26 protein-coding genes and 1 tRNA gene are annotated in these 26,491 nt (G+C 74.5%); 18 read left to right on the top strand and 9 right to left on the bottom strand.

What is annotated here, in order from left to right:
- Positions 1-45: 45 nt before the first annotated feature.
- Positions 46-903, top strand: a complete 858-nt coding sequence (locus tag ACI2LW_RS12345) for an aldo/keto reductase (protein ID WP_404731125.1) — start codon at positions 46-48, stop codon at positions 901-903.
- Positions 904-1,042: 139 nt separating this feature from the next.
- Here ACI2LW_RS12345 and ACI2LW_RS12340 read toward each other — a convergent pair whose 3' ends face one another.
- The 3 genes from ACI2LW_RS12340 to ACI2LW_RS12330 form a co-directional block, all read right to left on the bottom strand.
- The gene (locus ACI2LW_RS12340) at positions 1,043-1,927 is read right to left on the bottom strand and encodes a universal stress protein (protein WP_404731179.1); all 885 of its coding nucleotides are present in this window, start codon (positions 1,925-1,927) and stop codon (positions 1,043-1,045) included.
- 182 nt (positions 1,928-2,109) lie between these two features.
- Positions 2,110-3,351, bottom strand: coding sequence for a hypothetical protein (locus ACI2LW_RS12335; protein ID WP_404731124.1), 1,242 nt, complete (start codon positions 3,349-3,351; stop codon positions 2,110-2,112).
- A gap of 11 nt (positions 3,352-3,362) precedes the next feature.
- A complete protein-coding gene (locus ACI2LW_RS12330; protein ID WP_404731123.1) occupies positions 3,363-3,575 on the bottom strand; it encodes a hypothetical protein in 213 nt (70 codons plus the stop codon).
- Positions 3,576-3,890: 315 nt separating this feature from the next.
- Between ACI2LW_RS12330 and ACI2LW_RS12325 the strand changes: the two genes are divergently transcribed.
- Positions 3,891-4,772 (top strand): DUF72 domain-containing protein, encoded by an 882-nt coding sequence (locus ACI2LW_RS12325; RefSeq protein WP_404731122.1) that lies wholly within the window; start codon positions 3,891-3,893, stop codon positions 4,770-4,772.
- A 156-nt stretch (positions 4,773-4,928) separates the two neighbouring features.
- On the opposite strand, the gene ACI2LW_RS12320 is transcribed toward ACI2LW_RS12325, so the two are convergent.
- From ACI2LW_RS12320 to ACI2LW_RS12310, 3 genes are all read right to left on the bottom strand, one after another.
- Positions 4,929-7,199 carry a copper resistance protein CopC gene (locus ACI2LW_RS12320; protein ID WP_404731121.1) on the bottom strand — a complete coding sequence of 757 codons (2,271 nt, stop codon included), beginning with the start codon at positions 7,197-7,199 and terminating at the stop codon, positions 4,929-4,931.
- Between the two features lie 297 nt (positions 7,200-7,496).
- Entirely contained in the window at positions 7,497-8,075 is a 579-nt protein-coding gene (locus ACI2LW_RS12315) for a GNAT family N-acetyltransferase (protein ID WP_404731120.1), read from the bottom strand.
- A gap of 185 nt (positions 8,076-8,260) precedes the next feature.
- Complete coding sequence (locus ACI2LW_RS12310) at positions 8,261-10,483, bottom strand: penicillin acylase family protein (protein WP_404731119.1); 2,223 nt, start codon at positions 10,481-10,483, stop codon at positions 8,261-8,263.
- Between the two features lie 115 nt (positions 10,484-10,598).
- Here ACI2LW_RS12310 and ACI2LW_RS12305 point away from each other — a divergent pair, with 115 nt between their 5' ends.
- The 4 genes from ACI2LW_RS12305 to ACI2LW_RS12290 all read left to right on the top strand — a co-directional run bounded on the left by ACI2LW_RS12305 (position 10,599) and on the right by ACI2LW_RS12290 (position 13,604).
- On the top strand, positions 10,599-11,261 hold the full coding sequence (locus ACI2LW_RS12305; protein ID WP_404731118.1) for an HhH-GPD-type base excision DNA repair protein: 663 nt from the start codon (positions 10,599-10,601) through the stop codon (positions 11,259-11,261).
- Between the two features lie 155 nt (positions 11,262-11,416).
- Positions 11,417-11,779 (top strand): hypothetical protein, encoded by a 363-nt coding sequence (locus ACI2LW_RS12300; RefSeq protein ID WP_404731117.1) that lies wholly within the window; start codon positions 11,417-11,419, stop codon positions 11,777-11,779.
- A gap of 745 nt (positions 11,780-12,524) precedes the next feature.
- Positions 12,525-12,821 carry a type II toxin-antitoxin system VapB family antitoxin gene (locus tag ACI2LW_RS12295; RefSeq protein ID WP_004943146.1) on the top strand — a complete coding sequence of 99 codons (297 nt, stop codon included), beginning with the start codon at positions 12,525-12,527 and terminating at the stop codon, positions 12,819-12,821.
- 135 nt (positions 12,822-12,956) lie between these two features.
- Entirely contained in the window at positions 12,957-13,604 is a 648-nt protein-coding gene (locus tag ACI2LW_RS12290; RefSeq protein WP_404731178.1) for a LytR C-terminal domain-containing protein, read from the top strand.
- 122 nt (positions 13,605-13,726) lie between these two features.
- On the opposite strand, the gene upp is transcribed toward ACI2LW_RS12290, so the two are convergent.
- Positions 13,727-14,362: a uracil phosphoribosyltransferase gene (gene upp, locus ACI2LW_RS12285; protein ID WP_404731116.1), complete on the bottom strand. Its 636-nt coding sequence runs from the start codon at positions 14,360-14,362 to the stop codon at positions 13,727-13,729.
- 1,055 nt (positions 14,363-15,417) lie between these two features.
- On the opposite strand from upp, the gene ACI2LW_RS12280 reads away from it, so the two are divergent.
- The 7 genes from ACI2LW_RS12280 (at position 15,418) to ACI2LW_RS12250 (ending at position 19,707) form a co-directional block, all read left to right on the top strand.
- On the top strand, positions 15,418-15,954 hold the full coding sequence (locus ACI2LW_RS12280; protein WP_404731177.1) for a hypothetical protein: 537 nt from the start codon (positions 15,418-15,420) through the stop codon (positions 15,952-15,954).
- A 245-nt stretch (positions 15,955-16,199) separates the two neighbouring features.
- The gene (tadA, locus tag ACI2LW_RS12275; protein WP_404731176.1) at positions 16,200-16,631 is read left to right on the top strand and encodes a tRNA adenosine(34) deaminase TadA; all 432 of its coding nucleotides are present in this window, start codon (positions 16,200-16,202) and stop codon (positions 16,629-16,631) included.
- A 126-nt stretch (positions 16,632-16,757) separates the two neighbouring features.
- A tRNA-Ser gene (locus tag ACI2LW_RS12270) sits at positions 16,758-16,842 on the top strand.
- Positions 16,843-16,938: 96 nt separating this feature from the next.
- Positions 16,939-17,115, top strand: a complete 177-nt coding sequence (locus tag ACI2LW_RS12265) for a hypothetical protein (protein ID WP_404731115.1) — start codon at positions 16,939-16,941, stop codon at positions 17,113-17,115.
- Positions 17,115-17,408, top strand: coding sequence for a Dabb family protein (locus ACI2LW_RS12260; protein ID WP_404731175.1), 294 nt, complete (start codon positions 17,115-17,117; stop codon positions 17,406-17,408). The genes ACI2LW_RS12265 and ACI2LW_RS12260 overlap by 1 nt, the downstream gene beginning before the upstream one ends.
- 252 nt (positions 17,409-17,660) lie before the next feature.
- Positions 17,661-18,533 (top strand): RNA polymerase sigma factor SigF, encoded by an 873-nt coding sequence (locus ACI2LW_RS12255; protein WP_404731114.1) that lies wholly within the window; start codon positions 17,661-17,663, stop codon positions 18,531-18,533.
- Between the two features lie 247 nt (positions 18,534-18,780).
- Positions 18,781-19,707, top strand: a complete 927-nt coding sequence (locus tag ACI2LW_RS12250) for an RNA polymerase sigma factor SigF (RefSeq protein ID WP_404731113.1) — start codon at positions 18,781-18,783, stop codon at positions 19,705-19,707.
- Positions 19,708-20,031: 324 nt separating this feature from the next.
- Here the strand turns inward: ACI2LW_RS12250 and ACI2LW_RS12245 are convergent, their stop codons facing one another.
- Positions 20,032-20,229, bottom strand: coding sequence for a hypothetical protein (locus ACI2LW_RS12245; RefSeq protein WP_404731112.1), 198 nt, complete (start codon positions 20,227-20,229; stop codon positions 20,032-20,034).
- Positions 20,230-20,422: 193 nt separating this feature from the next.
- Here ACI2LW_RS12245 and ACI2LW_RS12240 point away from each other — a divergent pair, with 193 nt between their 5' ends.
- The 3 genes from ACI2LW_RS12240 (at position 20,423) to ACI2LW_RS12230 (ending at position 24,524) form a co-directional block, all read left to right on the top strand.
- The gene (locus tag ACI2LW_RS12240) at positions 20,423-20,935 is read left to right on the top strand and encodes a MarR family winged helix-turn-helix transcriptional regulator (protein ID WP_404731111.1); all 513 of its coding nucleotides are present in this window, start codon (positions 20,423-20,425) and stop codon (positions 20,933-20,935) included.
- Between the two features lie 13 nt (positions 20,936-20,948).
- The gene (locus ACI2LW_RS12235; protein WP_404731110.1) at positions 20,949-23,528 is read left to right on the top strand and encodes an MFS transporter; all 2,580 of its coding nucleotides are present in this window, start codon (positions 20,949-20,951) and stop codon (positions 23,526-23,528) included.
- Between the two features lie 174 nt (positions 23,529-23,702).
- On the top strand, positions 23,703-24,524 hold the full coding sequence (locus ACI2LW_RS12230) for a YceI family protein (RefSeq protein WP_404731109.1): 822 nt from the start codon (positions 23,703-23,705) through the stop codon (positions 24,522-24,524).
- A gap of 75 nt (positions 24,525-24,599) precedes the next feature.
- Here the strand turns inward: ACI2LW_RS12230 and ACI2LW_RS12225 are convergent, their stop codons facing one another.
- Complete coding sequence (locus ACI2LW_RS12225; RefSeq protein WP_404731108.1) at positions 24,600-25,337, bottom strand: GAF and ANTAR domain-containing protein; 738 nt, start codon at positions 25,335-25,337, stop codon at positions 24,600-24,602.
- 226 nt (positions 25,338-25,563) lie between these two features.
- Here ACI2LW_RS12225 and ACI2LW_RS12220 point away from each other — a divergent pair, with 226 nt between their 5' ends.
- Both ACI2LW_RS12220 and ACI2LW_RS12215 read left to right on the top strand, forming a co-directional pair.
- Positions 25,564-25,920, top strand: a complete 357-nt coding sequence (locus ACI2LW_RS12220; protein WP_404731107.1) for an STAS domain-containing protein — start codon at positions 25,564-25,566, stop codon at positions 25,918-25,920.
- A gap of 76 nt (positions 25,921-25,996) precedes the next feature.
- Complete coding sequence (locus ACI2LW_RS12215; protein WP_404731174.1) at positions 25,997-26,461, top strand: PPOX class F420-dependent oxidoreductase; 465 nt, start codon at positions 25,997-25,999, stop codon at positions 26,459-26,461.
- Positions 26,462-26,491: the final 30 nt, after the last annotated feature.

The raw sequence follows: 26,491 nt of genomic DNA, 5'->3' as shown, positions 1-26,491 counted from the left end.
GCCATGGGCTCGCGGGCCGCGCGGCCCGGGGGCGAGGCTGAGGCCATGAGCGATGACTTCCGTCTCGGCGGCGACCTCACGGTCGGCCGGATCGGCTTCGGCGCGATGCGCCTGCCCACGAACACCTTCCACGGCCCGGCCCGCGACCCCGGCACCGGGCGCGCCGTCCTGCGCCGCGCCGTGGAGCTCGGCGTCGACCACATCGACACCGCCGCCTTCTACACCAGCGGCGACGGCACCGTACGGGCCAACGACCTCATCCGCGAGGCGCTGCACCCGTATCCGGCCGGCCTGGTGATCGCCACCAAGGTCGGACCGCTGCGCACCCCCGACGGCGGCCTCGCCGCGACCACCGATCCCGTGCGGCTGCGGCCGCTGGTCGAGGAGAACCTCCGGACCCTCGGTGTGGACCGCCTCGATCTGGTCTACCTGCGCATCGGGGGTCCGCAGCCGCCGCCGCGCGGCGAGTCCGTCGCCGCGCGCTTCGAGGCGCTGGCCGCCCTGCGCGAGGAGGGCCTGATCCGCCACCTCGGCCTGAGCAACGTGGACGCGGGCCACCTCGCCGAGGCGCGGGCGATCGCCCCCGTGGCGGCCGTCCAGAACCACTTCCACGCCGCCAAGCGCGACGACGCCGGACTCCTCGCGGAGTGCGAGCGGGCCGGCATCGCCTATGTGCCGTTCTTCCCGCTGGGCGGCGGCCTGAGCGATGTCACCGGTGACCGGATGGCCAAGGTCGCGGAGCGGCACGGGGCCACCGTCCCGCAGATCGCCCTGGCCTGGCTGCTCGCTTCCTCCCCCGTGACCCTGGCCATCCCGGGCACCGGCTCGCTCGCCCACCTGGAGGAGAACACCGCGGCCGGGTCGATCACCCTCACCGAGGAGGACCTGGCGGACCTCGCCTGACGGCGGACGAGGGACGGCGGTCCGGCGACAAAAAGGGAGGGGACGGACGGCAAAGACGCGGAGGTCGGCCGGACGCCTGGGCCGGGGCCGGGGGAGGACGGCCGGACGTCTGGGCCGGGCCGGAGCCGGGGCGGGCGCGTCAGTCCGCTGCCCGGCCCCGTACCACCGCGACCGGGCAGCGGGCGTGGTGGAGGAGGGCCTGGCTGACCGAGCCCAGGAGCAGGCCGGTGAAGCCGCCGCGGCCCCGAGCCCCGACCACCGTCAGCTGTGCCGAGTCGCCGGCCTCGATCAGCGTCTCCCGGGTCCTGCCACGCACGACCCGGTGCTCCACCGTGACACCGGGGTAGCGCTCCTGGCGGCCGGCCAGCGCCTCGGACAGCAGCCGGGACTCCTCCACGGCCAGCGCGCCGGACGGATTGGCGTACGGGGCCGTCTCGTCCTGCGGTGGGGGCAACTGCGCGTTCCACGGCGTCCAGGCGTGCAGCGCCACCAGGGGCGCCTCGCGCAGCGCCGCCTCGGCGAAGGCGAAGTCCACCGCCGGGGCGTTCGCCGCCGAGCCGTCCACGCCGACCACGACCGGACCCTCGGCCCGTACCCGCCCGCGCACCACCAGCACCGGACACCGCCCGTGCGCGGCCAGGTGCACCGCCGTCGACCCCACCATCAGCCCGACGAACCCGCCCATGCCCCGGGATCCGACCACCACCAGTTCGGCACCGCGCGACTGGGCCTCCAGCACGGTCAGCGGCTCGCCGGTCACCACCGCGTGGCTGACGTCGATCTCCGGCGCCACCGCGCGCGCCCGCTCCACTGCCTCGGCGACCAGGCGGTCGACCATGCCGCGGATCCCGCCCTGCGGCGGGCCCAGCGCGGAGGGACCGAGCGGCACGTGCATCGCGGGCCAGATGAAGGCGTGCACCACCCGCAGGCCCGCCGCACGCAACCGCGCCTCGCGCGCCGCGACCTCGACGGCCTCGAGACTCGACGCCGACCCGTCCGCGCCCACGACCACCAGACCGCCCACGATGCCTCCCACGCCCGCGCCCGCGCCGGAGCCGTACGCTCCGCCCGCTCTGCCGCTCGCCCCCGGCCGGCTCTCCTCTCCAGGGTCCCTTCACCGGCGCCGGGCTGCCACGGGGCCGGAGGGCCACTGCCGCGGGGCCGTCCGGCGGGAGGCCCCCGCCCCGCGGCGGGTGCCTCCCGCTGTCACCGGGGCCGTGCCGAGCCCGAGACCCCGGTGGTCCCTGCGGCCGGGGTGCGTGCCCCTGCCGGGTTCCCGACGGCGCGCGGGGCGCCCGCGCCTTGGGCGATGCCCGTCGCGCGGGGCGCGCCCGGTACGCCCGTGGCGCGTGCCGTCTGCGTCGTGCGTGCCGGGTGCGCCACGTCGGGTGCGCCCGGCGAACGCGCCGCACCCGCCGTACCCGCCGCGCCCACCGCGCCCATCGAACTCCCCGTTCCCGCGGCGCCCGTGGCACCCGTGGCACCCGTGCCGCCCGCCGTGCCCGTCCCGCCCGAGGCGGCCTTGGGCGGGGACGCGAGCGGTGCCGACGACGCCGGGCCGCCCTCCTCCGCGGGCGCGTCGGGTGACGCGGCCCGGTGCAGGCGGTGGCGGGGTGCGGTGCGGCGGGGCGGGCGGGTGAGGGTGATCTGGCGTACGAGCTGCTGGAAGCAGGCGAGGGAGGCCAGGCCCGGCAGTGCCGCCGCCGAGATGTCGACGATGGTCCTGGGCGCCTGCAGCACGCACAGGAGCATCGCGACGGAGGAGAAGAACAGCACCACGCACCAGGAGTGGACCGCCCGCCGCTGGTGCAGCGCGGCCCGCAGCACGGACAGGGACGCCACCAGCCAGGGGCCGTAGACCAGCAGCGGCCACCAGGAGGCGACGTCGCTCTCCATACGGGCGACGGCCACGATCCGCAGGGGGTCGTAGGCCACCAGTCCGCCGAAGAAGCTGACCGTGGAGGCGATCACCGCCGCCAGCGCGGCGATGACCTGGCTGGCGGTGCGCACGGTGGCCAGGGGCCTGCGCCGGCGGACCTTGCGGTGGCCGTGGCCCCGCGAGCCGTCCCTCGCCGGCGGCGGATCCGCGGTGATCTCCTCGGGGTCCGCCGGTGGCGGGCCCGGTTCGGCCGCGGTGACCGGGGGCTCCTCCCGGGCGGCGGGGGTCCTCGGCCTGTGGGCCTCTTCCTCCAGCGCGTCCTGGAGCATGAAGGCCAGTTCCTCGGCGGGGTCCCAGGCCGAGTCCGGTGGCACCAGTGGCGTGGAGAAGAGCGGGCCGGGGGCGCGGTGCCGGCCGGTGCCGGCCTCGCCGTACCCGCGCGGGAAGTCACCGGAGAAGTCGCTGGAGAAGTCGCTGGAATTGTCGGGGTAGGCGCCCGTGTAATCCGGATAGGCGCCGGGATAATCATCGGAATGACCGGAGCGACGGCCAATACGTTCGTCGTACATGACCCGCCCGACTATTCGGCCCCGCACAAGGCCGGGCGCCCCTGGGCGCCGACCCAGCGGCGGGCCAGGTCGGCCTCCAGCGCGCTCATCGCGTCCAGGAAATCGCGCAGCAGCGGCTCGGACACCTTGGGCGAGGCCGCCGAACAGCCCCTCCTCAGGGTGCCGTCGGCCGTGACCGGCGGGTGCACCGGGGCGGGCGGGCAGGTGGAGGGAACCGATGCCACCGCGCCCGCGGCCCTCGACTCCCCCAGGGCCCCCCGCTCCTGACCCACCGTCAGCCGCAAGTACCCTTCCCTGGATGCGTTAGTCATATCCCGACTAACGCCGCCCCACTTCCCCGGATGCGCGGCAAACGGGTGAAGGAATTCCCTGGATAGACCTATATGTGTGATCGAATGCCTCGCCGGGCCGTACGATCCTCCGGCGCCACCGATCGGCGAGCACCGGTCATCCGCTCGGCGCGGCACCCGCCGAGGCCATGGCGGGCGCGGCGCCCGCCGGGGTCATGGCGCGGCACCCGCCGGGGTAACCGCGCTGCCATGGCGGAGATCCTGGTGGGTGCGTGTTCCTGGACGGATCCGGCGCTGGTGCGCAGCGGGTGGTACCCCGCGGGGTCGCGGAGCGCCGAGGGCCGTCTGCGGCACTACGCCGGCCGGTTGCCGGTCGTGGAGGTGGACTCCGCGTACTACGCCCTGCCCGCCGAGCGGAACAGCCGGCTGTGGGTGGAGCGGACGCCGGACGGCTTCGTCTTCGACGTGAAGGCCTTCTCGCTGCTCACCGGGCACCCCACCCGGCGCACCGCGCTGCCCGCGGATCTGCGCCGGGCCGCCGACACGCGTGCGCCGGAGCTGCTGGACGAGGTGTGGAGGCGTTTCGCGGAGGCCATCGGGCCGCTGCGCCGCGCCGGGCGGCTGGGCAGTGTGCTGTTCCAGTTCCCGCCGTGGTTCCGGCCGGGCGCGCGGTCCGGGGCGTTCCTCGAGGACTGCGCCCGGCGCACCGAGAAGTGGCCGGTCGCCGTGGAGTTCCGGCATCCCGCCTGGTGGCGGGAGGAACAGGCGGACGCGACCGCCCGGTTGCTGCGCCGGTACGGCTTCGCCGCCGTCGCCGTCGACATGGCGCAGGGTCTGGACGCCTCCGTCCCGCCGGTGACGCCCGTGACCTCGCCCCGGCTGTCCGTCGTCCGCTTCCACGGCCGCAGCACGGCGTGGGGCACGGGGAGCAAGGAGGACCGGTTCCGGTACGAGTACGCCGACGAGGAGCTGGCGGAATGGGTGCCGCGGCTGCGCTCGCTCGCCGGCCGGGTGGAACGGCTGCATGTGCTGTTCAACAACTGCTGCGCCGACGCGGCGGTCCGCGCCGCCGAGCGGATGCGCGCGCTGCTCGACGGCACCACCGCCCGCGGCGGCGCCACCCCGGGCTGACCGGAGCGGCGGTGAGCGCGGGGCGGCCGGCACCGGACAGCCGGACGGACAGCCGGACGGTCGGCCGGACGGTCAGCGCCGGACAGCCCGTGAAGGACGGTCGGCGCCGGACAGCCCGTGCAGGACGGTCGGCGCCGGACAGCCGGTGCAGGACGGTCAGCGCTGGACGCGGATCGTCCTGGAGACGCTGGTCTGGTCGAGTTCGGAGATCCGCACGGTCGCCTTCAGCGTCCAGGTGCCGGGCAGCGGGAGGTTGAGGGTGTCGGTACCCCAGTAGCCGCCGCGGTCGGTGAGCCGGGCGTCGATCGCCCCGATCCCGCGGGCGGGCAGGGACAGGGAGAGCCGCAGCTCGGGAACGGTCGCCAGGCCGCCGTCGGGACCGTAGACGACGGCCTCCACCGCGTTCTGGCCGACGCGGCCCGGCTCCAGGGTGATCTGCACCTTGCCCCGGCCGCCCGGGGTGCCCACGTCGAAGGGGATCACCGTGACGGAGGCTCCCGGCGCCCCGGCCGCGGGCGCGGCCCCGGCCGCCTCGGCCTCCGCCCGGCCCGGCACGGTCCCGGCCAGCACCGTGCTGATCACCAGCACCGCGACGCCCAGGGCGACCTCGGCCAGGACCGAGCGGCGCAGCCGGCGGCGGTACGCGTCCGGCGCGGCCGACCAGGCGGGTTCCTCCCCGGGGGACGACGGTCGTCCGCCGGCCGGTCCGGGGTCCCGCGGCGGCGTTCCGCCGTCCGGGCTCGTTCCGCCGACCGGTCCCGTGCCGCCGGCCGGGTCCGCGGTGCCCACCCGCGCCCCGGCCCCCGCCCGCACGCCTTCCCGTGCCGCGGCCCGTGTGTCCGCCGCCCGTACGCCCTTGCGCACGGTGGCCTCCGCGTCCGCCGTCAGCAGCCGTACGGTCCAGCGCCGCGAGAGGCCCGCGGCCGTCAGCAGCAGCGCCACGCCCGCCAGTTTGACCAGCAGGAGCCGCCCGTACGCCGTCTCCGCGAGCGCGGCCCAGGAGCCGAGCCCGCGCCACGACTGGTAGACGCCCGTGAGGGCGAGGACGGTGACGGCGGCGAAGGCGACCCGGGAGAAACGGGCCGCCGCGGCCGTCAGTCCGGGTCCGTCGAACGGGGCGTCGGCGTCGTGGCGGCGGGTTCTGCCGTCGTTCGGCTCGCGGTCGTCGGCGTCGCTTTCGCCGACTTCGCCGTCGTCCGGGTCGCCGTGGTCCCGGTCGCCGTGGTCCCGGTCGCCGTCCTTCAAGCCGCCGGCGTTCGGGTCACCGCCCTCGCTGCGATCGCCGGCGTCGGTGTACTCACTGCCGCCCTTGCCGGCCTGGCCCCCCGTGCCGCCGGGGCGAACCGCCGCCTCGCCGCTCCCGCCGCCACTCGCCGCCGTCGCCGCGTGCAGCAGGGTCAGCAGGGCCGTCAGACCGCCCAGCCACACCGCCATCGCGAGCAGGTGGAGCACCGTGGACGTCATCGCGAGCGGCACCTGGAGACCGGCCGACGCGTGTTCGGACGCGGCCCAGGTCGTGGCCAGGGCGAGGGACAGGGCCCCTGCCGCCACCAGGACCGGCCGCGAGGGCCGGCGGCCGCCCTCCGGTGCCACGGCCACCGACGCGCCCGCCATCACCGAGGCGCTCGCCTCCGCCGCCGTACTCGCCTCCGCCGCCGTGCTCCCCTCCGCCGGCGCCCCCGTCCCCGTGCGGCGCCGGGACGGCCGTACGAGGAGGAAGGCCGCCGGCGCGAGCAGGACCAGACGGGCCAGCAGGACCAGGCCCGGGCGGCCGGTCAGGGTGCGGGACAGCGCCCCAGCGTCGAACGCCGAGGCCGGTCCCGTGCCCGCCTCGTACGGCGCGCGCAGCACCAGCAGGGCCACCGTGGACGCCAGCAGCGCCCACCAGCCCGCCACCAGCGGCCGGCGCAGCGGAGCGGGATCCGGCGGGCGGCAGAGCAGCACGAACGCGGCGGTGCCGACGAGCAGGGCGACGGCGCCGTAGCCGGCGTACCTGGCCAGGTCGTACAGGCCGCCGGTCGCGGGGTCCTCGACCGGCCCGGTGTCGACCGCGGCCTGGGTCGGGGAGGGCTGGCCGACCGCGAAGGTGAACGCCCCGGAGACCGGGTGGCTGTCCGCGGACACCACCCGCCATGCCACGGTGAACGTGCCCTCGCCGAGGCCGGCCGGGAACGCCACCCGGGCCGTGTCGGGACGGCCCGGCACGGGCCCCGCCTCACCGGTGTGCACCCGGTGGCCGTCGGGGGAGAACACGCGGAAGGAGTCGTCGAGCAGGCCGACGGACTCGGTGAACGTCAGGGTGATCGCACGGGGCGCGGACTTGAGCACGGTCCCGTCGGCGGGGTCGCCGGAACGCAGCGCCGCGTGCGCGGATGCGGGTCCGGCACCACCGAGGACGAGCAGGACCAGCAGGGCGCCCAGCAGCACCGGCACCCGTGCCCGCAGGCGCCCGGCCCGCAGGCGCCCGGCCGGCAGGCCCCCGCGTCCGTCGTACGGCCCGCCCCGCGCATCGCGGTCACAGCGCTCGCGGTCACAGCGTTCGCAGTTACAGCGTTCGCGATCACAGCGTTCGCTCCGCCGTCGGCTCACGTCACTTCTCCGTCCCGGGGACTCGCCGGCTTCCCGATACGTACGGAAGCGGGCCGCGCGGCGCTCAGCGCACCGGCGGACGGAAGCCTCGCACGGCCGGGATGGCGTCACGCACGCCGGGCGAACGCTCGGCGGTCACTCCGGGAAGGCCGCCCGGCGGGGCAGGAAGGCCAGTTGGGCGTGTTTCTCGGGCAGGTACACGTCGGGCAGGTCGACCTCCGGGAGGACGACGACCGGCCCCCGCTCGAAGCCCTCCCGCAGGAAACGGGCGACCGCCTTCTCGTTGCGCACGTCCGGGTCCACCACGATCCGTCGCCGGTCCAGCCCCAGCAGCACGTACGACAGCACGGCGCGCAGCAGCGCGGACGTCCAGCCGGGCCGGCGGCCGTCCGGGCCGGGCGGCGCGAGCAGCAGGTGCACGCCGATGTCGCCGGGGCGCACGGCGTAGCACTCGCCGACCCGGTCGGCATCCGGCTCGTAGGTCTGCAGCAGGGCGGCCGGTTCGCCGTCCCGGAGCACCAGGTAGGCGTGATGGGTGTCGAGGCCGGCCATGTGGGCGTAGATCCCGGCCACCTGGTCCTTTGTCAGACCGCGCATGCCCCAGAAGGCGGCGCGTTCCTCGCCGGCCCAGCGGTGGACCGTGGCCGCGTCGGCGCGCGGGTCCAGGGGCAGGACACGGACGGTGCCGAAGCCGTCGACGGTCTCCTCGTGCACCGGCTCGCGGTCACGGCCGGCCGCGCGGGAGGTCGCCGCGGAACCGTCGGAAGTGCTGCCGGCGGCCGCAGCGGAGCCACCGGCGGAAACAGAGCCACCGGCGGAAGCGGGGCCACCGGCGAAAGCAGAGCCACCGGCGGAAGCGGGGGCACTGGCGGGAGCGGGGTCACTGGCGGGAGCGGGCATCAGACGTCGGTCTCCTTCTCCAGGCGGGCCCAGTCGGTGACGACCGGGACGAGGTCTCCCGCCACCCACAGGGGGAGCTGATCGCGGTGGTGGGGCGCGCCGGGCACCCCGTCGGCGCCGAACGGCACCACCCAGCGGCTGTTCTCCCGGTGGGCCACGTCCCAGACGTAACGGGCCACCGGACCGCGTGCGGCGAGGTCGGTCACCCCGGGCACGGACGAGGTGCACAGCACGCAGTCGTGGTCGCCGGACAGGCCGGGCCCGTCGTACGGCGCCGCCGCCCCGGGCAGCGCGCGCCAGGGGGCGAGGCGGTGCCGTTCGCCCCAGGTCCGTCCGGGGCGGCCCGCCACCTCCTCCAGGGCCGCGCGGACGATCGCGGCCCGGTCGATGCCGTACAGGTCGTCGGCCCGGAGCAGGTTCTCCAGGGCGTAGCCGATCCGGGGCAGCAGGGCCAGCCAGGGCAGGAGCACCTCCGGGTAGCCGGGCGGTTCGGCGAGCGGGGCGAACACCGGGTGGGCGGCGAGCCGGGCCACGACGGCGGCGCGCACCGCCGCGAACGCGCCCGCGTCGCGGCTGCCCGCGTCCATACGGCGGTTCCAGCGCAGCAGGCGGTCGCGCAGCCGGGCCGCGCCGGGGGTCAGCTCCGCGCCGTCCAGGGCCGCGAGCCGGTCGAGCAGGGGGGCGGCGGAGGCCAAGTGGGTGTCGGTGTGCAGGGCGGGCATGTCGTCCGCGGACCACTCGGCGCGCCCGGCGAGGAGGGCGCGGATGCGGTCGGCGCGGTGCGGCGGGGCGAACTCGACGCCGAGGGGCGCCGCGAGGCCGCGCTGGTTCGCCATCACCGCGACGCCGTCGGTCAGCCCGCCCCGCGGCGGCTGGTGCCAGCCCCGCCACTCGTGGCCGGGCTCCCAGGCGGGTACGAGGCGCACGCGGTTGTCCTCCGCGCGCAGCGGCACCCGGCCGGCGACCCGGTGCAGTACGCCGCCGTCGGTGTCGGCGGCCAGGACAACGTTGACCGGTTCGGCCCAGGCGTCGAAGGCGCGGTCGACGTCCCCGGCGGTGCGGGCGCGCAGCAGCGGCAGCAGGGCACCGAAGCCGAGGTCGGCGGTCACGCGGGGCGGGTGGCGGAGGCTGACGGCGAGGGGCGGGTCTGGCGGACCGGCCGGGCCGTCCGGGTCGTCCGGGTCGTCCGGGCCGTCCGGGCCGTCCGGGCCGTCCGGGCCGTAGGGCTCGTACGGGACGTCCGGTCCCGCCAGCCCCACCTGCACGAGCGGGCCGTCCGGGCCGCCGAGGCCGCCGAGGCCGTCCGGGCCGCCGGCGATCACCGGGCCGCGGTCGGTCTCGACGATCTCGACCTCGACCGGGTCCTCGCCCGCCACCTCGACGGTCTCGGTGTGGCGGGCGGCGCGGTGCCAGGCGCCGTCGGGGCCGAGGGCCTCGACGCCGGCGCCGGTGCGGCGCAGTCGCTCGCGGTACACGTCCTGGTAGTCGGCCATGGCATTGGTGATGGCCCAGGCGACCGTGCCGGTGTGGCCGAAGTGGGCGATGCCCGGGACACCGGGGACGGCGAGGCCGACGACGTCGAACTCCGGGCAGGCGAGACGGATCTGCTGGTAGACGCCCGGGTCCTCGACGAAGCGGTGCGGGTCACCCGCGATCAGCGCCCCTCCGTCGGCGGTGCGTCCGCCGCTCACCAGCCAGCCGTTGCTGCCCGAGGTGCCGGGACCGTCGGTCGCGAACAGTCCCACGGCCGCCGCGCCGAGATGGCGCACCACCTGCTCGCGCCAGAGCTTGGCGGGGAAGCCGGCGAAGAGGATGTGCGTGCCGAGCCAGACGCCCAGCGGGTGCCAGGGCTCCCAGTGGCCGGGCGCGAGGCCGGTCGCGGCGAACTCGGGGGCGCGGCGGGCGCCCTCCGCCAGACCCTCGTTGACGCCCTCGGTGTACGCCCGGACCCACCGCGCCGTCTCCGGGTCCCGTTCCTCCAGGGCGGCGGAGCAGCGTCGGGCGGTGTCGTCGAGGCGGGCGCGGCGCGCGAAGAGGTCCCATGCGAGGGCGGGGGCGCCGAGGAAGGCGGCGGTGGTGCCCTGCGACCGGTGCCGCTCGACCTCCAGTTGCCAGGCGCGGTCCAGTGCCGTGACGCGGCCCTGGGCGCGGGCCAGCGCGAGCACGTCGCCGGCCCGCAGGTGCGGTACTCCCCAGGCGTCGCGGTGGACCTCGGCCGTCATCCATCCCACCCCATCTCCGATTCAGGTTAGGCTAACCTAACTCAGCGCCCGTCACTGGCTCCGCCCGGTCTCCGCCCGGCTGCGGGGCAGCGCCCGGCGGGCGACCATCGGGAACATGGACGTCACACTGCACCTCGCCCAGGACCCTGACGCCGACGCGCTGCTCGCCCGCAGTCCGCTCGCCGCGCTGATCGGGATGCTGCTGGACCAGCAGATCCCGATGGAGTGGGCGTTCAAGGGGCCGGCGACCATCGCCCACCGGATGGGCACCGACGACCTCGACGCCCACGAGATCGTGGCCTTCGAGCCGGAGACCTTCGCCCGGCTGCTGTCGGACAAGCCGGCCGTGCACCGCTACCCCGGATCGATGGCCAAGCGCATCCAGCAGCTGTGCCGCTACCTGGTCGAGCACTACGACGGCGACCCCGAGGCCATCTGGCGGGACGTCGACAGCGGGCATGAGCTGCTGCGGCGGCTGGAGGAACTGCCCGGGTTCGGCCGGCAGAAGGCGCAGATCTTCCTCGCACTGCTCGGCAAGCAGTTCGGCGTACGCCCCGAAGGCTGGCGCGAGGCCGCCGGGGAGTACGGCGAGCCCGGGTCCTACCGCTCCGTCGCCGACATCACCGGACCCGATTCCCTGGCCAAGGTACGGACGCACAAACAGGAGATGAAGGCGGCGGCGAAGGCGGCGAAGTCCGCGAAGTCCGCGAAGTCCGCAGGGGTTGCCAAGGCGTCCGAGGCCTCCAAGGCCGCCGGGGCGGGTTCCTCCGGTCGGTAGCCGGTGGCCCGTGGCGGCGCCCGGCGCCCAAGGACGCCGCCCGCCGTCAACCGCGCGCCCGGGCCGTACGCCCTGCGGGCCGGTTCGTACGCCGTGCGGGCGGTTTGCGGGTCCGGAGCGGTGGGGGGTGCGCGTGCCGCGGGGAGAGGACCCGTGTGAGCACCGCACCGTACGCCCGCCGCACCCCGCGCCGGAGCGTCCGCCCGCGGCTGCTCGTGCCGCTGCTCGTCCTGCTCGCCCTGCTCGTGCCCGGCGTCGCCGCCCAGGCGCCCACCGCCCCGACCGCCACGGCCACGGCGCTCGCCGGCGGAACCGGCAACGCGCCCGCCGAGCAGGACCCCCTCGACACGGCGCCGGATCCCTCGGGCCGCACCGCCGGACCCGCCCGTACGACCCCGCGGCCCGCGCCCCCTCACCGGACGGCACCCGCTGCTCGGCCCGCTCCCGCCGATCCCGTGCCGCCGCCGCACCTTCCCCAGCCCGTGCACACCCTTCGCCGCGTGGTCCTGCGCTGCTGACCGGCCCCTGCCCCCGCGCCACCGGTCCGCCGACCAGCACGACACGCGAAGCAAGCGAGCGAGGTAGCACAGCCATGCCCAGCGACCCCTACGCGGCCCTGCGCGCTCTCCTGCGCGCCGAGGCCGCCCGCCGCAGCGCCACCCACGCCTCACCCGACCCGGAACCGCACCGCTCCCCCGAGCACCCCCCGAGGCCGGAGCCGGCCGGCGACCGGCCTCCGATGTCCACGGAGCCGGGACCCCCGCCCCTACAGCCCGGACCCATCGGACGGCCCGCACAGCCCGCACAGCCCGCACAGCCGGGACCGCCCCTACGGCCCGGACGGCCGGGACAGCCGGGACACCGCTGACGTCTCCACGAGGCCGGACGCCGGGACGGCGGCGTCCGGCCCACCCACCGGTGGCGTCAAGGCACCGCCGGCGACCACCCGTACCGACGAAACGAGCATCGGCTCCCGCCCGGAGGGCGACACGCGGTCCACAGGCTGTGCACAACGGCCGCCGCCGGGAGCCCGTCCGCGTCCACCGGGCCGGGAGCCGGCCCGCCGCCGCTTGCCGTCACGCCCCAGCCCGCCCTCGGCCGCCCTCGGCCGCCCTCGCCCCCTCGGAACGTGGTCCCGCCGCCGGCATTCCGGCCTCGCGCTCGGCCCATGGTTCCCATTCGCCCTGGTTTGCTCGGCATTTCCCGCGCCGCACTCGGGCGGCGAGGCTGCGCCCGGAAGGTCTGGGCCGGTAGGCTTTCCGTGTGATCTTCAAGCGCATCGGAAACGGCCGGCCGTACCCCGACCACGGCCGGGAAAGCACCCGGCAGTGGGCGGACGTCGCACCGCGCCCGGTCCGCCTCGATCAACTCGTCACCACCAAGCAGCAACTCGACCTCGAGACCCTGCTCGCGGAGGACTCGACCTTCTACGGCGACCTCTTCGCGCATGTCGTGAAGTGGCAGGGCGACCTGTACCTGGAGGACGGCCTGCACCGTGCGGTGCGTGCGGCGCTCCAGCAGCGGCAGGTGCTGCACGCGCGCGTGCTCGAACTGGACTGAGAGCCGCGGGAAACGGGCCTTCCGTGACGGCTTGGACCTTTCGGGTTCCGCTGAGCCGTATCCAATGATCATCTAGTAGGAATCACCGCCCGTGCGCACTACGCTGCGCTCATGAGCATGCTGACTCCCCCCGGCATGGGCGGGCAGTACCGGATCACGGGGAACAGGTACCCGCGGATGCGCAGGCCCCGCCGCCGGGGCCGACTCCTCTTCCTGGCCGTCGCGTCCGTCGCCGTGCTCGGGGTGGCCGGCTGGGGAACGCTGCAGCTCATCGATGTCTTCACCGGCGGCAAGAAGGCCTCGGCGGCCGGCGCCGGGGACGACTGCTCGACCAAGGCGGCCAAGGGCGCCGAGGCCGACGGGATCGCCCGGACGAGCCCGTCGCCGACGCCCACGACCCGGGCGGTGCCCAAGCCGGCTCAGATCACCGTCAACGTCCTGAACGCCACCACCCGCAAGGGTCTGGCCCAGCAGACGGCGGACGAGCTGAAGAAGCGCGGCTTCCACATCGGCCAGGTGGGCAACGCGACCAAGGAGTTCGACAAGAAGGTCAAGGGCACCGGGGTGCTCCTCGGACCGGCCTCGTCCCTGAACACCTCGCTGCCCGTGCTCGCCACCCAGCTCGCCGGCGCCGAGCGGCGCACGGACGTCCGCAAGGGCGCCGACATCGACCTGATCATCGGCGACGGCTTCAAGCAGCTGACCCAGCGGCCGGCCGCCGACGAGGCCCTGGCCGCCCTGAGCGCGCCCCGGCCCACCGCCACCACCAAGAAGGACTGCTGAGGGCCGACGACCGAGATCCGACCGCCGTAGATTCCGAGGACCGCCGAGATTCCGAGGACCGCTGAGATTCCGAGGACCGCTGAGAGCCACGGGCCCCCCGTCCGGGGCGGCCCCGCGCGGTACTACTCGGCGGCCCCGTACATCCGGTCGCCCGCGTCCCCGAGGCCGGGGACGATGTAGCCGTGCTCGTTGAGGCGCTCGTCCACCGACGCCGTCACGACGGTCACCGGGGTGCCGGCCAGATGGCGCTCCATCACCTCGACGCCCTCGGGCGCGGCCAGCAGCACGACCGCGGTCACGTCGTCGGCGCCGCGCTTGATCAGCTCCTGGATCGCCGCGACCAGCGTGCCGCCGGTGGCCAGCATCGGGTCCAGGACGTACACCTGGCGGCCGGAGAGGTCCTCGGGCATCCGGGTGGCGTACGTCGAGGCCTGGAGCGTCTCCTCGTTGCGGATCATGCCCAGGAAGCCCACCTCGGCGGTCGGCAGCAGCCGCACCATGCCGTCGAGCATGCCGAGCCCGGCGCGCAGGATCGGCACCACCAGCGGGCGCGGGTGGGAGAGCTTCACGCCGGTGGTCCGCGCGACCGGCGTGCTGATGTCGACCTGCTCCGTGCGCACGTCCCGGGTCGCCTCGTAGGCGAGCAGGGTGACCAGCTCGTCGGCGAGCCGACGGAAGGTCGCGGAGTCCGTGCGCCGGTCGCGCAGCGTGGTGAGCTTGTGGGCGACCAGGGGGTGGTCGACGACGTGGAGACGCATGTGCCCACAGTAGCCGGGCCCCGATCCCCGCCGCCCGCCTCCCACCCCTCCCCGGGACCTCCCCCGTACCCTCGCCGGTCCCTCTCCCGCCGTCCTCCCCACCGGGCGGCGTCCGGCGGCCCGCGAGCACGCCCTGATCTGGCATCGAACCCGCCGTCGGGGGGAAAGTGGGAGGGACGCGACCGGGGTGGTGAACCAATGCCTGACCGAAAGTCCCGCGCTTCCCGCGGATCCCGTGCGAGCAGCGCGTCGCTCTCCCCGAGAGAGGTGCCGTCGCCGCGCGGGCGGCGGGAGCCGGCGCGGCCCGCCGCACCGGACACGCCGCCGGACTCCGCGAGGCGGACGGCACTCGGCCCCCGGACGCGGACGGCGCAGGAGGCCCGGAACACCCGGCCGGGCACGGCACCGGTGCCCGCACCCGCACCCGCACCCGCACCCGCACCCGCACCAAAGTCCGCACCCGCACCAAGGCCCGCACCCGGCCCCCGGACGGACACGGCCCGCGCCGCCAGGACGGGAACGGCCCAGAACGCCGGAACGGACACGGCACCTGCTCCCGCGCCGCACACGGCACCGAAGCCCTCGTCGGACACAGCGGCGGAGAGAGCGTCGGACACGGCGGCGGACACGGCCGCGGACACGGCGGCGGATCCGCCGCCGGACGCCGCGGCCGGGGCGCCGGACGGACCGGAGTCCGACGCCGCGCGCCGCCGGCGCCGCGCCCTGTTCCTGCGGGAACTCGCCGAGGCCCGCGAGCTGCGCAACCGCGTCCAGCCCCGCCGCGCCAAGGCCGCGCGCCTGCGGCACGCGATGCGCATGCGCACGTTCCGCTGGTAGCCGCGTACGATCCGCAGGTGGCGGCAACGAGTGTGCTGGTGAGTCCTTTACGGACGTGCGATCAAAACTGCCGGACACAGGGAGCCGAAGACGTCCCCTCAACGCCTTGTTTCTGCCACGATTCCGAGTGGGTGGGGCTCGGAGCCCAGCTCTTCCCGCCCACACCTCCGCCGGGGGGATCCCCAACCGGCACGCCTATGACCAGTGGGAGAGTCACGGTGTACTTCGCCGCACTGCTCGCGCGCACCGAAGACGGGTGGGAAGCGAGCGACACAGAGCTCGACGACGTGGAGACGCTGTCGGACCTGGCCGACCTGGCCCGGGAAGCCTCGACCGACGACGACACGGTGCTCGTCCTCCTCGAGCAGGAGGACGCGTGGTTCGGCGTCGTCCGCGTGGACGGCGAGGACGACCCTCGTATCTACGTCTCCGACGCCGCCGCCGCCGCCCGCAGTTCGTACGGCGAGATCCTGCTCACCGACGAACTGCTCGGCCGGGAACCCGGTGACGACGGCCCCGACCTGGACTCCCTCGACCTCGACGGCACGGAGGACGGTGAACCCGCGTCCGACGAGGACGACGAGGACGAGCCGCCCGCCGCCGAGGCCATCACGCACAGCCCGCTGGGCGACGGCGAGATCCTCGACGACCTGGGTGTCAGCGCCAAGGAGCTGCGTGCCCTGGACGCGGAGGACGCGCTGAGCGCGATCGCCGAGGCCCTGGGCGCCTCGGAGGTGCTGGAGACCGTCCGCTGACCCCGCCGCACACCCCCGAGAACCCGGACCGCCCGCACGCCCCGGACATACCGCGCGCACCGGACCGCCCGGGCGGGCGGCCGTACGCCGTGGGCGGCCACGGCCGCGGTTCCGTTCGCGCTCGCGCGGACGGGCCCGCGCCCGATGACGGGCCCGCGCACGACGCGGACGGGATCGCACACAATGCGGACGGGATCGCACACGATCGCGTGCGGGATCCTGTGCGCGATCCCTGGCGGGACGCCATGCGGCTGGCGCTCCGGGAGGCCGGCCGGGCCCTGCCGGGCGGCGACGTGCCGGTCGGGGCCGTCGTGCTGGCCGCCGACGGCACGACCGTGCTCGGAGCCGGGCACAACGAGCGCGAGGCCACCGGCGACCCGACCGCCCACGCGGAGGTCCTCGCCATCCGCCGGGCCGCCGCCCGCACCGGCGAGTGGCGGCTGACCGGCTGCACCCTCGTCGTCACGCTGGAGCCCTGCACCATGTGCGCGGGCGCCGTCGTCCTGTCCCGGCTGGACCGGGTCGTCTACGGCGCCCGGGACGCCAAGGCCGGCGCCGTCGGATCCCTGTGGGACGTGGTACGGGACCGGCGGCTCAACCACCGGCCCGAGGTGATCGAGGGCGTGCTCGCCGACGAGTGCGCGGGCCTGCTCACCGACTTCTTCCGCACCCGCTGAACGCTGCTGCGAACGGCCGGGTGATGATCCTGGTGAACGTCCTGGTGAACGCTCCGGTCGCCGCACCCCCGCGGGGCCCGGAAACGGATTTCGGACCACGGGGCACTGTGCTGTAAGGTCTCCCTCGGTAGCGTGTCCGAGCGGCCGAAGGAGCTCGCCTCGAAAGCGAGTGTGGCGCAAGTCACCGAGGGTTCAAATCCCTCCGCTACCGCTTGGAGAAGGGCCCCGTCCGACGGACGGGGCCCTTCGTGCGAGGGTCGTGCGATCATCGTGGGCGAACATCGACAAGCGACAGGGGGAGGCCGCTGTGGCGGTGAACGCCAAGAAGATCGCCGTCTACGCGCTCGTGGTCTTCGCGCTGTACGTGATCATCACGGACCCGGCCAAGGCGGCCGACTACGTCCAGATAGCCTTCGAGGGCATATCGGACGCCGCCAAGGCCATCGGCGACTTCATGACCTGGGTCGCCAACGGAGGGAAATGATGATCCGCCACCTGGTCCTCTTCAAGCTCGACGAGGGCGTGCGGCGCGACGACCCGCGCGTGGTCGAGGGCGTCCGGGCCTTCCGCGCCCTCGGCGGGCAGATCGAGGAGCTGCGCTTCTGGGAGTGCGGCTGGAACATCAGCGACCGGCCCGTCGCCCACGACTTCGCGATCAACTCGGCGGTCGAGGACGCGGACGCCCTGCGGCGCTATCTGGAGCACCCGGCCCACCAGGCGGGTGTCGCCCTGTGGCGGGAGTTCGCCACGTGGGTGATCGCCGACTACGAGTTCTGAGGCGTTCGCCCCCGCCCCGGCGGCCACCCCCTCCGCGTTCCCCGCGGACCGGCCCCTTCCCTCGCCCGGCTCCCCGGCGCCGTACGGCCGTATGCGCTTGGCGCCGTACGGCCGTACGCCCGGCCCCGCACCGCGGAGTGCCGGGCTTCGCCATGCCGTAGAGGGCATGTCTTATGGGACAGTTCGCCCCTCAACACGTACTTTTGCGGTGCTTGAACACGATGCACCTGTCTTGTGATGCTATGACCGCTTTTGCCGGATGAGTTGATCGACGAAGAGGTGGCGTTGACCGTGTCGGCCAGTACTGCGCCGCCCCAGGAGGAAGCCGCCTCGAGCCCGGCCGCAGAACCGGACCCGAAGCGCCGCGGTGCCGACACCCGCGCGCTCACCCAGGTGCTCTTCGCCCAGCTGAAGGAGCTCGAGCCGGGCACGCCCGAACACACCCGCGTACGCGGGGCGCTCATCGAGGCGAACCTGCCCCTTGTGCGCTACGCCGCCGCCCGCTTCCGGTCCCGCAACGAGCCCATGGAGGACGTGGTCCAGGTCGGCACCATCGGCCTGATCAACGCCATCGACCGGTTCGACCCCGACCGGGGCGTGCAGTTCCCCACCTTCGCCATGCCGACGGTCGTCGGCGAGATCAAGCGCTACTTCCGCGACAACGTCCGCACCGTCCATGTCCCGCGCCGGCTGCACGAGTTGTGGGTGCAGGTGAACAGCGCCACCGAGGACCTGACTACCGCCTTCGGCCGCTCCCCGACCACCGCCGAGATCGCCGAGCGGCTGCGCATCACCGAGGAGGAGGTGCTCTCCTGCATCGAGGCCGGGCGGTCGTACCACGCGACCTCCCTGGAGGCCGCCCAGGAGGGCGACGGGCTCCCCGGGCTGCTCGACCGCCTCGGCTACGAGGACCCGGCCCTCGACGGCGTGGAGCACCGCGACCTCGTCCGCCACCTCCTCGTCCAACTCCCCGAGCGGGAACAGAGAATCCTGTTGCTGCGCTACTACAGCAATCTCACCCAGTCGCAGATCAGCGCGGAACTCGGCGTCTCGCAGATGCACGTCTCCCGGCTACTCGCGCGTAGCTTCCAGCGGCTGAGATCCGCAAACAGGATCGAGGCGTAACCAGCACGAGCGAATCGCTCACCAGGGAAGATGCCGACACCTCCGGGGTGAAAGGCCGTCAGACCCCGTCTTTCCAGGGCGGATTCGCGTCTTGCATGTCGACATGTCACTACAGCGTGTTGCCGACATGTGACATTCTTCCTCAAGCGCGTTTGCCGCGGCTTCGGCTCCGGTATTCAGGTGAAGGCTGAGTTCTCCTCCCCGGAGAGCATCGGCCGCGACCGTCCCGCGACCCAGAGGGGGTGGCATGTCCGCAGACCAGGGCAGCTCCGAGGTGCTGACGCTCAGCAAGAGCGAGACCCCTGCCAAGGAGCTCGAGGCGCTCGGCGCCCTCGACGACGTCGTGACCCTCGAGGCCGCCGAGGCCCCGGCTCTCCCGGCCGAGTCCGCGCCGGCGCTGCCGGCCCCGGAGAGCATCGACACCCGCACCCTGTCCCGCTCCCTGTTCCTGCGGCTCGCCGCGCTGGACGAGGACAGCCCCGAACGTGCCTACGTCCGGGACACCCTGATCGAGCTCAACCTCCCCCTGGTCCGCTACGCGGCCGCCCGTTTCCGCTCCCGCAACGAGCCGATGGAGGACATCGTCCAGGTCGGCACCATCGGCCTGATCAAGGCGATCGACCGCTTCGACTGCGAGCGGGGCGTGGAGTTCCCGACCTTCGCCATGCCGACGGTCGTGGGCGAGATCAAGCGCTTCTTCCGGGACACCTCGTGGTCGGTGCGGGTGCCCCGGCGGCTGCAGGAGCTGCGGCTGGCCCTCACCAAGGCCAGCGACGAGCTGTCGCAGAGGCTGGACCGCTCGCCGACGGTCGGCGAACTGGCCGCGGTGCTCGGTGTGTCGGAGGAGGACGTGGTCGACGGCCTCGCGGTCGGCAACGCCTACACCGCCTCCTCCCTCGACTCCCCGGCGCCCGAGGACGACGGCGGAGAGGGCTCGCTGGCCGACCGCCTCGGCTACGAGGACGCGGCGCTGGAGGGCGTGGAGTACCGCGAGTCGCTCAAGCCCCTGCTGGCCAAGCTGCCGCCGCGCGAGCGGCGCATCATCATGCTGCGCTTCTTCGCCAACATGACCCAGTCGCAGATCGGCGAGGAGGTCGGCATCTCGCAGATGCACGTCTCCCGGCTGCTGACCCGCACCCTGGCCCAGCTGCGCGAGGGCCTCATCTCGGACTGACCGGCTCCGCCCGTGCGCCCGCCGGGATCCCCCGCCGGGTGACGGGCGTCCAGCCCGGCCGGGGCGACCTCCGTGCCCCGGTGGGGTGACGGGTGTTCAGCCCGGCCGGGGCGACCTCCGTACCCCGGTGGGGTGACGGGTGTTCAGCCCGGCCGGGCCGTAGCGGACGCACCTCTCCGGCCGCGGTCACCAAGGGCGACACCGCGGCAAGGCGGCAAGGCGGCAAGGCGGCAAGGCGGCAAGGCGGCAAGGCGGCAAAGGCACCAAGGAGGGGAGCCGGCCCCGCTCCGCCCGAGCGCGAGCCGGCTCCTCGAACGGGACCGTCTACTTGAGCGCGAGCCAGGCGACCGCCGCGACGATCACCACGGCGACCACCACACCGACGATCAGGCCGATCCGCGGACCGGAGGAGGCGGCCTCCTGCTGCCTGCCCGGAGCCGCGCCCTCGTCGACGAACGCGCGGAACATCTGGGTGCTGCCGGCGGGGTCGTAGTTGCCCTGGGGGCCCTGGGTGTTAGCCATGGCCCGAGACACTAGCGAATCCCGGGGTGGGACCCAAGTGGGGGCCCGTCCCCTCCGATCACCACCTCCACCTGCACCTTTACAGCCGCAATACTTGCCTTTGCCAACTTTTTGCGGCGCGGCGGCCGGATTTGTTTGCCTGCAGCAACCAACGTATCTATGGTTGCCCTAAGCAACGAATACGGGAGGTGTGATGGCCGAGCAGGCGCAGTTCGAGGAGCTGGCGCGTCAGCTCAGTGCCGTCGGCGCCGTGAAGCGCGACATGGGACGGATACTCCCGTCCGACTGTCCGGCCGGCTCGGCCGCCGTGCTGACCCTGCTCGGCCGCCACGGCGACATGCGCATGAGCAAGCTCGCGGAGCTGCTCGCCGTGGACATGTCCGTCACCAGCCGGCATGTCGCGCACGTCGCCGCGCGCGGCTGGATCGACCGGCTGCCGGACCCCGCGGACAAGCGCTCGCGCATCCTGCGCCTGACGCCCGCGGGCCTGGACCGGCTCGACGACCTGTACCGGCGGACCACCCGGCTGTTCGCGGAGCGCCTGAACGACTGGACCGACGAAGAGGTCGCCCAGCTCATCCACCTGATGACCCGCCTGCGCGCGAGCTTCGGCGACTGCCGCTCCGCGCCGGCCCGCGCGCCCGGGGACGGCCGGCCCTCCGCACCCGTAGTCGATGAGACCACCCGTACACCCGCAAGCACGTAAGCAAAGGAAGCCCATGGCAACGACCACACCAGCCGGTGTGCGGGCTCACGCCAAGCACGGGGGAGGCGCCCCGGACGGCGCTCCGATGACACACCGGCAGATCATGGAGGCCCTGTCCGGGCTGCTGCTCGGCATGTTCGTGGCGATCCTGTCGTCCACGATCGTCTCCAACGCGCTGCCGGAGATCATCGGTGACCTCGGCGGCGGCCAGTCCGCCTACACCTGGGTGGTCACGGCCGCCCTGCTGTCCATGACCGCGGCCACTCCCCTGTGGGGCAAGCTCGCCGACCTCTACAGCAAGAAGGCGCTCGTCCAGATAGCGCTGGTCGTCTACGTCGTCGCGTCGATGGCCGCCGGACTCTCGCAGAACCCCGGCATGCTGATCGTCTGCCGCGTGGTCCAGGGCATCGGCGTCGGCGGCCTGTCCGCCCTGGCGCAGATCGTCATGGCCGCGATGATCTCGCCGCGTGAGCGCGGCCGCTACTCCGGCTACCTGGGCGCCACCTTCGCCGTCGCCACCGTCGGCGGCCCGCTGCTCGGCGGTGTCATCACCGACACCTCCTGGCTGGGCTGGCGCTGGTGCTTCTACGTCGGTGTGCCGTTCGCGGTGATCGCGCTGATCGTGCTGCAGAAGACCCTGCACCTGCCCGTGGTCAAGCGGGACGTGAAGGTCGACTGGGGCGGCGCGTTCCTCATCTCCGCGGCCGTCTCGCTGCTGCTGATCTGGGTCACCTTCGCCGGTGACAAGTACGACTGGGTGTCGTGGCAGACGTATGCCATGGTCGGCGGCTCGGTGGTGCTCGGCCTGCTGTTCGTCCTGGTCGAGGCCAGGGCGGCGGAGCCGATCATCCCGCTGCGGCTGTTCCGCAACCGCACCATCACGCTGGCCTCGCTCGCCTCGCTGTTCGTCGGCATCGCGATGTTCACCGGCACGGTGTTCTTCAGCCAGTACTTCCAGCTGGCCCGCGACAAGTCCCCGACGATGTCGGGTGTGCTGACGATCCCGATGATCGGCGGCCTGTTCGTCTCCTCCACCGTCTCCGGCCAGTTCATCACCCGCACCGGCCGCTGGAAGGCGTGGCTGGTCAGCGGCGGCGTGCTGGTCACGGCCGGCCTCGGTCTGCTCGGCACCATCCGGTACGACACCGCGTACTGGAGGATGGCGGTCTTCATGGCCCTGCTGGGCCTGGGCATCGGCATGATGATGCAGAACCTGGTGCTGTGCACGCAGAACCAGGTCGAGCCCTCCGACCTCGGCTCGGCGAGCTCCACCGTCACCTTCTTCCGCTCCCTGGGCGGCGCGGTGGGCGTCTCGGCGCTCGGCGCCGTGATGGCCGACCGCATCACCGGCTACGTCAAGGACGGCCTGGCCGACCTCGGCCCGAAGTACGCCCGGCTCGCGGCCGGCGCCGGTTCCGGCACCGACACGATCCCGGACATGGACAAGCTGCCCAGGCCGCTGCGCACGGTCATGGAGAGCGCCTACGGGCACGGCATCGCCGACATCTTCCTGATCGCCGCCGCGCTGGCGGCGGTGGCCCTGCTGATCAGCCTGTTCATCAAGGAGGTGCCGCTGCGCACCAAGGGCGGGCTGGCGCAGGCCGCCGAGGGCGAGCAGGGCGCGGGCGCGCCGGTGGACCCGGCCGCCGGCCCGGCCGTCGCCGAGGCGCAGGCCCCGGCCACCGCCGCCGACGCCGGGACCCCGGCCGTCCCGGCCGCGGAGAAGGTGCCCGCCTGGGCGGTGACCGCCTCCGCCGAGCCCGCCGCCGAGGGCACGCGGCCACTGGCCGCGGTCGCCACGGTGGCGCACGGCGAGCCGGCCGGCCCGGCCGGCGGGATCCCGGTGCGCGGCTTCGTCCGGGGTGCCGAGAGCGCGCCGGTGCCGCAGGCCGCGGTCACGCTGATCTCCCTGGCGGGCCGTCAGCTGGGCCGGTCGGTCGCGCAGGCCGACGGCTCCTACGCGGTGGACGCGCCGGGCGCGGGCTCGTACGTCCTGATCGCGGCCGCCGACGGGTACCAGCCGCAGGCGTCCACCGTCGTCGTGAACGGCGAGCCGGTCGCGTTCGACATCCTGCTCAGCGGCACCAGCGGGCTCAGCGGTGTGGTCCGGGCGAGCGAGTCCGGGCTGCCGGTGAAGGACGCGATGGTGATCGTCACCGATGTGCGCGGTGACCTGCTGGCCACCGGCACCACCGGGGAGGACGGCGCGTTCTGCTTCGCCGAGCTGGTGCCCGGCCCGGTGACCGTCGCGGTGAACGCCGCCGGCCACCGGCCGCGGGCGCTGCCCGTCGAGGTGGGCGGCACCGGGGTCACCCGGATCGAGGTCGCCCTCGACTCCGGCGCCCAGCTCCAGGGTGTGGTCCGCGCCCCGCACGGACCGCTCGCGGACGCCCGGGTGACGCTGGTCGACGCGGCCGGCAACGTGGTCGGCACCGCCACGACCGGTCCCGACGGGGCGTACGCCTTCACCGATCTGAACAGCGGCGAGTACACCGTCATCGCGACGGGCTACCCGCCGGTGGCGACGGCCCTGACGGTCACCGGCCGCGGAGTCGACGGCCACGACATCGAACTCGCCCACCCCGGCGAGTGATCAGACCCCGGCCCGTGCGCGGGGCGCTCCCTGAGCGGCGGAGCGCCCCGCCACGGGCCGGCCTCATGCGACCGATTTGCATTGCTCTGCTCGCGAGTGAGCCACGCGGGAGCGGGCCGGCACCACCGGCCGCGGCCCGGAGGCGGACGAGCACTCGGAAGGGGAAGAAACGGGATGGGACTGACCGCGAGGATCCGCACCCGGGACGGATGGGCCGTGTCGCACGCGGTCGTCACGGTGACCGACACGACCGGCACGCAGGTGCTGCGCGCCGAGGCCGACCCCGAGGGCGCGGTACGGGACACGACGGGGCTGGCGCCGGGGGCCTACACCGTCGTCGTCACCGCCGTCGGCTACGCACCCGCCGCGGCCGGCGCGCTCGTCACCGCGAGCGGCCGGGCCGAGATCGGCACGGTCACCCTGGCCAGGCTGGGCGGCACCGAGCTGCCGCCGCCCGGGCCGTGGACGATCGACCCGGCGCACTCCTCCGTCGCCGCCGTCGCCCAGCACCTGGGCATCTCCAGCGTGCACGGCCGGTTCACCGACTTCTCCGGCACGATCGAGATCGCCCCGGACGACGTCACCAAGTCCCGTGTCGAGGCCGTCGTCCGGGCCGGCTCGATCGACACCGGCAACGGCATGCGCGACGGCCATCTGAGGTCCGCGGACTTCCTCGACGTGGAGCGCTTCCCCGAGATCACCTACCGCTCCAGCGGGGTGAGCGCCGCCGGCGCCGACCGGTGGACGGTCCACGGCGAGCTGGGCATGCACGGCGTGCTGCGCCCGGTCGACCTGGACCTCGCCTACCTCGGCACCGGCCCCGACCCCTGGGGCGGCACCCGGGCCGCGTTCCGCGCGACCACGCAACTGCGCCGCGAGGACTTCGCGATGAACTACAACCAGGTCCTCCAGGCGGGCATCGCCGCCATCGGCACGACCCTCAGGGTGGAGCTGGACGTCCAGGCGGTCCACGGGGACTCACTGCCCGCGGTCTGACGGGAAGGGGGCCCAGGGACACGGGGGACGCGGGGGACGCGGGGGACACGGGGGCCGCGCCCGCCGGGCTCCCGCTCAACTCCCCGCCTCCCGGCCGGGGTTGTTGGCGTCGACGATACGGCGGGCCAGGTCGCGCAGCTTGACGTTCTCCCGCTGCGAGGCGCGCACCAGGCTGTCGAAGGCCTCCGCCGCGTCGATGTTCATGCGCTCCATGAGGATGCCGGTGGCCTGCCCGATCAGGTCCCGGGTGCGCATCGCCTCGGTCAGCTGCTCGCGCACGGTCGCCGATTCCAGGGCGAGGCTGACGTGCGCGGTGAACAGCCGGCCGACCCGCGTGGCCTCCTCGCCGAAGGCGCGGGGCGCGCGGGCGTAGGCGGTGAGCACCGTCAGCCGCCGCTTCTCGGCGCGCAGCCGCAGCGCGAGGGCCGAGCGCAGGCCCAGGCCGGCCAGCGGCTCACCGCCGTCCTCGGCCTCGCTGTCCGCCATCCGCACCACGGGCTCCTGCCACAGGTGCTCCCAGTACGACGGCCCGGCCCGGCCCGCTCCCGCGCTCTCGGCGGCGCGCACGGTCTCGTCGGTCCAGGCGATCGCGCGGCGGCCGCCGCCGGGTTCGAGGACAAAGATGCCCGCCTGCTCGGCGCCCGGCAGCAGACGCACCGCGAGCCGGACGGCGGTGTGCATCGCGCTGTGCGCGGTGTCCGTCTCGTGCAGGTGGCGGGCGGCCAGCGCCAGGGCTTCGGCCAGCTCGAAGCCCCCCGGAAAACGGGGCAATTCAGAAAAGTCGGACGCAGGCACCACGAACCTCTTCGGCATGCACGGCACCACGGCCATGCGCAGGAGAGCTCCGCAGCACATTCCCGACTGCGAGCACAGGACGAACAGAACCTTATATCGTCCCCGCGCGGGGGTACCGCCAGGTCGACGCCGGGCCGCACCCCCTAGGAACCCGGCGGCGGGAGTGGTGCAATGGAGCCGGACGGGTCAGGAAGCGGCCTCCCCTGAGACCGGATGGACGTCTGCCTTCTGCCAGGTGAGTGCCATGACCCATTTCCCCATCCCGTGCCGGGTGCGCGACCTGCCCGGGCGCGTCCTGCTCGTCCTGCCCCCGGAGATCGACCTGTGCAACGCGCCCGCACTGTGCGCCGGCGTCCTGTCCTACGCCGCGGCGCGCGCCGAGTCGCCGGGGGTGCTGGTCCTCGACCTCACCCGCACCCGGTTCATGGACTCCCAGGGCGCCCGTCTCGTCGAGGACGTACGGCGCGGGCTGCCCCCGCACATCCGGCTCCGGGTGGCGGCGGCGCCGGACGGAGTGCCCTACCGCGTGCTGTCGCTGACCGGCGTGCGCCGGGACGTGCCCGTCCACGAGGACCCGGACCGGGCGCTCAGGAACGGGTGAGCCGCGCGGCGCGGGGCACCGCGGCGTCGGCCGCCCGGGGAGTCGCGGCCTCCAGGCTGCGGACACGGCACCGAACATCGCGACCAGCACCCGCGTCTCGCGGGACGAGCTGCTGGACTTCGTACGTCCCCGGCACCGCGCCCTGCTGCTCACCCGCAGGTCCGACGGCGGCCCGCAGGCCTCCCCGCTGACCTGCGGGGTGGACGACTCGGGGCGGATCGTCGTCTCCACCTACCCCGAGCGGGCCAAGACCCGCAACGCCAGGCGGGACCCGCGGGTGAGCGTCGTGGTGCTGAGCGACGAGTGGAACGGACCGTGGGTGCAGATCGACGGCACGGCCGAGGTCATCGACACGCCCGACTCGGTGGAGCCGCTCGTGGAGTACTACCGCACCATCGCCGGGGAGCACCCGGACTGGGACGAGTACCGCGAGGCCATGGTCCGCCAGGGCAAGTCCCTCATCCGGATCACCCCGACCCGCTGGGGCCCGGTGGCCACCGGCGGCTTCCCGGCCCGGCTGGTGGAGGGCAGGCAGCCGTAGCACCCGGGCCGGCGCGGTCAGGGCCGGGAC

It is taken from the genome of Streptomyces sp. NPDC004065 (genome assembly GCF_044903565.1).
Taxonomy (GTDB): Bacteria; Actinomycetota; Actinomycetes; order Streptomycetales; family Streptomycetaceae; genus Streptomyces.
This window is presented reverse-complemented; position numbering and strand designations above follow the sequence as displayed.